Origin of the sequence: Aurantimonas sp. (genome assembly GCF_964217435.1) — a bacterium.
GTDB classification, from domain to species: domain Bacteria; phylum Pseudomonadota; class Alphaproteobacteria; order Rhizobiales; family Rhizobiaceae; genus Aurantimonas; species Aurantimonas coralicida.
In genome coordinates this window covers 1-7,961 of the sequence record NZ_CAXPJM010000039.1, presented here as the reverse complement: position 1 = coordinate 7,961, position 7,961 = coordinate 1, and the positions used below count along the sequence as shown (strand labels likewise).

Below are 7,961 nucleotides of genomic sequence, written 5' to 3'. Positions count from 1 at the left end.
GTACGCACGGTACTCGCCGAAGTACTTCGTGATCGCCGCCGTCAGCGACGTCTTGCCATGGTCAACGTGACCGATCGTGCCGATGTTCACATGCGGCTTGTTGCGCTCGAATTTGCTCTTGGCCATCTTGCCACTCCGTTTGTCTAGTCCGGGCTCAGGGAGCCCTATTCGTCTCGAAGCCGTTCGCTATCAGGCGAACTTCTTCTGGATCTCGTCAGCGACCTGGTTCGGAACCTGCTCGTAGTGATCGAACTGCATCGTGTACTGGGCGCGGCCCTGGGACATCGAGCGGAGCTGGTTCACGTAACCGAACATGTTGGCCAGCGGGACCATGGCGTTGACGACCTGCGCGATGCCGCGCGGCTCGGTGCCCTGGATCTGACCACGCCGCGAGTTCAAGTCGCCGATGACATCGCCGACGTAATCCTCAGGCGTCACAACCTCGACCTTCATCACCGGTTCCAGCAGGCGCGGACCGGCCTTCTGGATGGCTTCGCGGAACGCCGCACGGGAGGCGATCTCGAAGGCCAGGACCGAGGAGTCGACGTCATGGTAAGCACCGTCGAGGAGCTCGGCCTTGATGTCGACCATCGGGAAGCCCGCAAGCGGACCTGCACCGAGGACGGACTGGATGCCCTTCTGGACGCCCGGGATGTATTCCTTCGGCACCGCGCCGCCGACGATCTTCGACTCGAAGGAGAACCCTTCGCCGATCTCGGCCGGCTCGAACACCAGCTTGACGCGGGCGAACTGGCCCGTACCACCGGTCTGCTTCTTGTGGGTGTAGTCCACCTCGGCCTTCCGCGTGATCGTCTCGCGGTATGCCACCTGCGGTGCACCGATATTCGCCTCGACCTTGAACTCCCGCTTCATGCGGTCGACCAGGATGTCGAGGTGAAGCTCACCCATGCCGGCGATGATCGTCTGGCCGGATTCCTCGTCAGTCTTGACGCGGAAGGACGGATCCTCGGCTGCCAGGCGGTTGAGCGCGAGGCCCATCTTTTCCTGGTCGCCCTTGGTCTTCGGCTCGATCGCAATCTCGATGACCGGATCGGGGAATTCCATGCGCTCGAGAATGACCGGCTTCAGCGGATCGCAGAGCGTGTCGCCCGTGGTGGTCTCCTTGAGACCGGCCAGCGCCACGATGTCGCCTGCATACGCCTCTTCGATGTCCTCACGCGAGTTGGAGTGCATCTGCAGCATGCGGCCGACGCGCTCGCGCTTGTCCTTCACCGTGTTCATCACCGAGGAGCCCTTGGTGAGGACACCCGAATAGATGCGGGCGAAGGTGAGCGAACCGACGAACGGGTCGTTCATGATCTTGAAGGCCAGCATCGACAGCGGCTCGTCGTCCGACGACTTGCGGATCATCTCGCCATCGGTCTTCGGGTCGATACCCTTGATCGCCTGGACTTCGACCGGCGACGGCAGGAAGTCGACGACGGCGTCGAGCAGCGGCTGAACGCCCTTGTTCTTGAAGGCCGAGCCACACAGAACCGGGGTGAACCAGACGTCGCAAGTGCCCTTGCGGATCAGGCGACGCAGCTCGTCATTGTCGGGCATCTCGCCTTCGAGATACTTCTCGGTGGCGGCTTCGTCGATCTCGACCGCAGCCTCGATCATCAGCTCGCGATATTCCTCGGCGCGATCCTTCAGATCGTCCGGGATCTCGACGATGTCCCACTCGGCACCGAGATTCTCGTTGCGCCAGACAAGCGCCTTCATCTCGATGAGGTCAACGACGCCCTTGAACTCGTTCTCGGCGCCGATCGGCAGCTGGATCACGACCGGACGCGCACCGAGGCGCGACTTGATCATTTCGACGCAGCGGTAGAAGTCGGCGCCGGTCTTGTCCATCTTGTTGACGAAGATCATGCGCGGGACATGATACTTGTCGGCCTGGCGCCAGACGGTCTCGGTCTGCGGCTCGACACCGGCATTGGCGTCGAGCAGTGCGATCGCACCGTCGAGCACGCGGAGCGAACGCTCGACTTCAAGGGTGAAGTCGACGTGGCCCGGGGTGTCGATGATGTTGAAGCGGCGCTTCTTGCCGTCGCGACCCTGCCAGAAGGTGGTCGTCGCAGCGGAGGTGATCGTGATGCCGCGCTCCTGCTCCTGCTCCATCCAGTCCATCGTCGCAGCGCCGTCGTGCACTTCGCCGATCTTGTGGGACTTGCCGGTGTAGAAGAGCACCCGCTCGGTCGTCGTCGTCTTTCCCGCATCGATGTGAGCCATGATGCCGAAATTACGGTAATCTTCGATCTTATAGTCGCGTGCCATCGGGCGTCGCCTTTCGGACAGAAGCTAGAATTACCAGCGGTAGTGCGAGAAGGCGCGGTTCGCTTCCGCCATGCGGTGCGTGTCTTCGCGCTTCTTCACGGCGGTACCGCGGTTGTTGGCGGCGTCCATGAGTTCGCCCGACAGGCGATCGACCATGGTCGTCTCGTTGCGGTTGCGAGCCGCAGTGATCAGCCAGCGAATGGCCAGTGCCTGACGGCGCTCCGGACGAACGTCGACCGGGACCTGGTAGGTCGCACCACCAACGCGGCGCGAACGGACTTCCACGTGCGGCGAGATGTTCTCGAGCGCCTGGTGGAAGATCGCCACGGCGTCCTGGCGGGACTTCTCGTGGACGGCGTCGAACGCGCCATACACGATGCGCTCGGCAACCGACTTCTTGCCATCATACATGACGGCATTCATGAACTTGGATACGATGAGATCGCCGAACTTCGGGTCCGGGTTGATCTCGCGCTTTTCGGCTCTGTGACGGCGGGACATTTATCGTCTCTTCCAGTGATCAGCGTTGGGCTTATTTCGGACGCTTGGCGCCGTACTTCGAACGCCGCTGCTTCCGGTTCTTGACACCCTGCGTGTCGAGCACGCCGCGAATGATGTGATAGCGAACGCCGGGAAGATCCTTCACGCGACCGCCGCGGATCATCACCACGGAGTGCTCCTGAAGGTTATGCCCCTCGCCCGGGATATAGCCGATCACCTCGTAACCGTTGACGAGGCGAACCTTGGCGACCTTACGCAGAGCCGAGTTCGGCTTCTTCGGGGTCGTCGTATAAACTCGCGTGCAGACACCGCGCTTCTGCGGGTTCGCTTCGAGTGCCGGGACCGTATTGCGCTCGGTGGGACGTACGCGAGGCTTGCGGACAAGCTGGTTGATGGTCGGCATTCCAACCTTCCCTCTTCTTCCAAATCCAAAGTTCGAAACGAAGCAGCCCGCCCGTACATGGAGTGGACTTCTCCATGCACGAAACCGAGCATATCGTTCGCATGTATTGCGAACTGCCCGGCACGAAGCAGAGGACCGCCAGGGCGATCGTGCATACAGCGATGTGGCGTCTCGTTGAACGAAGCCTTGTTTGAAGCTCTGGATCCCGGACGCGGCGTCCTTGGGAAGAGTCGGCTTCACATCGGCTCTGTTGGAGGGCTATCTATCGATTCCCTCCCCCCTCGTCAACCCCGATCCCCCGGTCCTGCCGGAAAGCGCCGGCATATTGCAGGCGCTCGCGCCGTACAGGGCCGCATCGCGGGCCCCAAACGACAAAGGGCCGCCCGAAGGCGGCCCCTGAAGGGTGTTAACAGGCCGTTAAGACCTATTCGGCCGGGTCGCTGACCGAGGTCAGCATCCGGTCGGTCTCGGCGACGTTGGCCGCCTTGCGGCGATCGTCGAGAATCAGGTCGTCGCGCGCCGTGGCGATGCGGCGGACCTGGGTCATGGTGCCACCGGTACCGGCCGGGATGAGTCGGCCGACGATGACGTTCTCCTTGAGGCCCTGCAGCGTGTCCGTCTTGCCGGCAACCGCGGCCTCGGTGAGCACCCGGGTCGTCTCCTGGAAGGAGGCGGCCGAGATGAAGGACGGGGTCTGCAGCGACGCCTTGGTGATGCCGAGCAGGACCGGGTTGCCCGAGGCGGGACGCTTGCCCTCCTCGTTCAGACGCTCGTTCAGCTCCGCCAGCTCGATCCGGTCGACATGATCGCCCGGAATGTAGCCGCTGTCGCCCGACTCGACGATCTCGACCTTCTGCAGCATCTGCCGGACAATGACCTCGATGTGCTTGTCGTTGATCAGAACGCCCTGGAGCCGGTAGACCTCCTGGATCTCGTTGACGAGGTAGCTCGCGAGAGCCTCCACGCCGCGGATGGCCAGGATGTCGTGCGGTGCCGGGTTGCCGTCGAGAATGTAGTCGCCCTTCTCGATGACGTCGCCTTCCTGGAGATGGAACGGCTTGCCCTTCGGGATCAGGTACTCGACGGGCTCGGCGCCCTCCTCGTGCGGCTCGATGATGATCCGGCGCTTGTTCTTGTAGTCGCGCCCGAACTTCACCGTACCGTCGATCTCGGCGATGACCGCGTTGTCCTTCGGCTTGCGGGCCTCGAACAGCTCGGCGACGCGCGGCAGACCACCGGTGATGTCCTTGGTCTTGGCGCTTTCCATCGGAATACGCGACAGGACGTCACCGGCCGACACCCGTGTGCCCGGCTCGACCGACAGGATGGCGTCGACCGACTGGTAGTAGCGGGCATCGGAACCGCGCGGCAGCTTGAGAACCTCGCCGTCGTCACCCTTGATGACCATCGCCGGCTTGAGGTCCTGACCGCGCGGGCTCGCCCGCCAGTCGATGACCGCACGCTTGGTGATGCCGGTGGCCTCGTCGGCCTGCTCGGACACCGAGATGCCGTCGACCAGATCCTCGAAGTCCACCGTACCGTCGAGCTCGGTGAGCACCGGGCGGGTATAAGGATCCCACTCGGCGACACGCTGGCCGCGCCGCACGGTATCGCCATCGTCCACATAGACGCGGCTACCGTAGGTGACGCGATGCGAGGCCCGCTCCTTGCCCGCCTGATCCATGATCAGGATGGCCATGTTGCGACCCATGGCGACCAGCTGGCCGTCGGAGTTGCGCACCACGTTGCGGTTGCGGATCTGCACCGTGCCTTCGTAGGACGCCTCGAGGAACGAGGAATCCACCACCTGTGCGGTACCGCCCATGTGGAAGGTCCGCATGGTGAGCTGCGTGCCCGGCTCGCCGATCGACTGTGCGGCGATGACACCGACGGCCTCGCCCATGTTGACGGGCGTGCCACGGGCCAGATCGCGGCCGTAGCAGGTGCCGCAGATACCGGTGCGGATCTCGCAGGTCAGCGCCGAACGGATGTTGATCGACTGGATGCCGGCCTTCTCGATGATCTCGACATCCGGCTCCTCGATGGTGACGCCACCCTTGACGATGACCTCACCGGTGAGCGGATGCACGATGTCCTCGAGCGCGGTCCGGCCCAGCACGCGCTGGCCCAGCGACGCGACCACCTGGCCGGCATCGACGATCGGCTGCATCGTCAGACCCTTGTCGGTCCCGCAGTCGACCTGCGTGATGATGCAATCCTGCGCGACGTCGACGAGACGACGGGTCAGGTAACCCGAGTTGGCGGTCTTCAAGGCGGTGTCGGCCAGACCCTTACGGGCACCGTGGGTCGAGTTGAAGTACTCGAGAACGGTCAGGCCTTCCTTGAAGTTCGAGATGATCGGCGTCTCGATGATCTCACCCGAAGGCTTGGTCATCAGGCCGCGCATCGCCGCCAGCTGACGCATCTGGGTCGGCGAACCACGCGCGCCCGAATGCGACATCATGTAGATCGAGTTCATCGGCTTCTGACGGCCGTCCTCGTTGAACTCGACGGCCTTGATGCGGGCCATCATCTCGTCGGCGATCTTGTCCGTGCACTTGGCCCAGGCGTCGACGACCTTGTTGTACTTCTCGCCCTGGGTGATCAGGCCGTCATTGTACTGCTGCTCGTATTCCTTCGCGAGCGCCTGGGTCTCGCCGATCATCTGCGGCTTGGTCTCGGGGATCAGCATGTCGTCCTTGCCGAACGAGATACCCGCGGTACACGCATGGCGGAAGCCGAGCTGCATGATCCGGTCGCAGAAGATCACCGTCTCCTTCTGACCGCAGTGGCGATACACCTGATCGATCATCCGCGAGATGTTCTTCTTCGTCATCAGCTCGTTGCAGATGTCGAAGGGAACCTTGGCGTTCTTCGGCAGGATCTCGCCGATGAGCATGCGGCCCGGGGTGGTCTCGTAGATCTGCGAGACCGGGTTGCCCTCGGCGTCGATGGTCTTGAACCGGCCCTTGATCTTGGAGTGCAGCGTCACGGCGCCGGTGAACAGCGCCTGCTCCATCTCGCCGATGTCGGAGAAGGCCATGCCTTCGCCCGGCTCGTTCTCGTTCATGATCGACAGGTAGTACAGACCCAGCACCATGTCCTGCGACGGCACGATGATCGGCTGGCCGTTCGCCGGGTGCAGGATGTTGTTGGTCGACATCATCAGGACGCGGGCTTCGAGCTGCGCTTCGATCGACAGCGGCACGTGGACCGCCATCTGGTCGCCGTCGAAGTCGGCGTTGAACGCCGTGCAGACGAGCGGGTGCAGCTGGATGGCCTTGCCCTCGATCAGCACCGGCTCGAACGCCTGGATGCCGAGACGGTGCAGCGTCGGCGCACGGTTCAGCAGGACCGGATGCTCGCGGATGACCTCGTCGAGGATGTCCCAGACTTCCGGACGCTCCTTCTCGACCAGCTTCTTGGCCTGCTTGACCGTGGACGAGAAGCCCTTGGCGTCGAGGCGCGCATAGATGAACGGCTTGAACAGCTCGAGCGCCATCTTCTTCGGCAGGCCGCACTGGTGCAGCTTCAGCTCCGGACCGGTCACGATGACCGAACGGCCGGAATAGTCGACGCGCTTGCCGAGCAGGTTCTGACGGAACCGGCCCTGCTTGCCCTTGAGCATGTCGGAGAGCGACTTCAGCGGGCGCTTGTTGGCACCCGTGATGACGCGGCCGCGACGGCCGTTGTCGAACAGCGCGTCGACGGACTCCTGCAGCATCCGCTTCTCGTTGCGGATGATGATGCCCGGCGCGCGCAGCTCGATCAGCCGCTTGAGGCGGTTATTCCGGTTGATGACGCGGCGATACAGGTCGTTGAGATCGGAGGTCGCGAAGCGGCCGCCGTCCAGCGGGACGAGCGGGCGCAGGTCCGGCGGGATAACCGGAACGACGCTCATGATCATCCATTCCGGCTTGTTGCCGGATTCCAGGAAGTTCTCGACGATCTTCAGCCGCTTCATCAGCTTCTTCGTCTTGAGCTCGGAGGTGGTCTCCGCGAGCTCCGAACGAAGGTCGCCGGCGATCGTCTCGAGATCCATCGAGCCGAGCAGATCCTGGATCGCCTCGGCGCCGATCAGCGCCGTGAACGAATCCTCACCGAACTCGTCGGTGGCGATCATGTACTCTTCCTCGGACAGGAGCTGGTGCTCCTTCAGCGAGGTCAGGCCCGGCTCGGTGACGATGTAGTTCTCGAAATAGAGAACCCGCTCGATATCCTTGAGAGTCATGTCGAGCAGCGTGCCGATGCGGCTCGGCAGCGACTTCAGGAACCAAATATGGGCGACCGGCGCGGCGAGTTCGATATGGCCCATGCGCTCGCGACGCACGCGCGAGAGGGTGACCTCGACGCCGCACTTTTCGCAGATGATGCCCTTGTACTTCATGCGCTTGTACTTGCCGCACAGGCACTCGTAGTCCTTGATCGGACCGAAGATGCGCGCGCAGAAGAGGCCGTCGCGCTCGGGCTTGAACGTACGGTAGTTGATCGTCTCGGGCTTCTTGATCTCGCCGAACGACCAGGAGAGGATCTTCTCAGGCGAGGCAAGCGAGATCCGGATCGAATCGAACGTCTGCGCAGCCACCTGCGGATTGAAGATGTTCATGACCTCTTGGTTCATGGCTTTTCTCCTTCTGGGGCGCCTGCCCCGGGCCGCGGCGGGGGTTACCGGCGGCCGCTCAAATTCTTCAATCGTCGAGGACCGGCGCCGACGGGGCGCCGGCCCGGACCGCGGCGCGCCGCGGGCCGGTCAGGACTGGCCGATTCGGCCGCGGCC

Annotated in this window: 5 protein-coding genes; all 5 read right to left on the bottom strand. The window is 63.2% G+C overall.

The genetic code is table 11. The features are described from left to right. On the bottom strand, positions 1-126 hold a 126-nt coding region (locus ACEQX1_RS15650), incomplete at its 3' end, for a GTP-binding protein (RefSeq protein WP_245396639.1). 63 nt (positions 127-189) lie between these two features. Then, positions 190-2,280, bottom strand: a complete 2,091-nt coding sequence (gene fusA / locus ACEQX1_RS15645) for an elongation factor G (RefSeq protein WP_370197031.1) — start codon at positions 2,278-2,280, stop codon at positions 190-192. A 30-nt stretch (positions 2,281-2,310) separates the two neighbouring features. Continuing rightward, positions 2,311-2,781 carry a 30S ribosomal protein S7 gene (rpsG, locus tag ACEQX1_RS15640; RefSeq protein WP_009209735.1) on the bottom strand — a complete coding sequence of 157 codons (471 nt, stop codon included), beginning with the start codon at positions 2,779-2,781 and terminating at the stop codon, positions 2,311-2,313. Between the two features lie 31 nt (positions 2,782-2,812). Further along, positions 2,813-3,184, bottom strand: a complete 372-nt coding sequence (gene rpsL, locus ACEQX1_RS15635) for a 30S ribosomal protein S12 (protein ID WP_009209736.1) — start codon at positions 3,182-3,184, stop codon at positions 2,813-2,815. A 424-nt stretch (positions 3,185-3,608) separates the two neighbouring features. After that, positions 3,609-7,805: a DNA-directed RNA polymerase subunit beta' gene (rpoC, locus tag ACEQX1_RS15630; RefSeq protein WP_024352401.1), complete on the bottom strand. Its 4,197-nt coding sequence runs from the start codon at positions 7,803-7,805 to the stop codon at positions 3,609-3,611. Positions 7,806-7,961: the final 156 nt, after the last annotated feature.

Bases quoted from the DNA above. Each gene is read 5' to 3' on its own strand.
- fusA (WP_370197031.1), bottom strand. From the start codon at position 2,280: ATGGCACGCGACTATAAGATCGAAGATTACCGTAATTTCGGCATCATG.
- rpsG (WP_009209735.1), bottom strand. From the start codon at position 2,781: ATGTCCCGCCGTCACAGAGCCGAAAAGCGCGAGATCAACCCGGACCCG.
- rpsL (WP_009209736.1), bottom strand. From the start codon at position 3,184: ATGCCGACCATCAACCAGCTTGTCCGCAAGCCTCGCGTACGTCCCACC.
- rpoC (WP_024352401.1), bottom strand. From the start codon at position 7,805: ATGAACCAAGAGGTCATGAACATCTTCAATCCGCAGGTGGCTGCGCAG.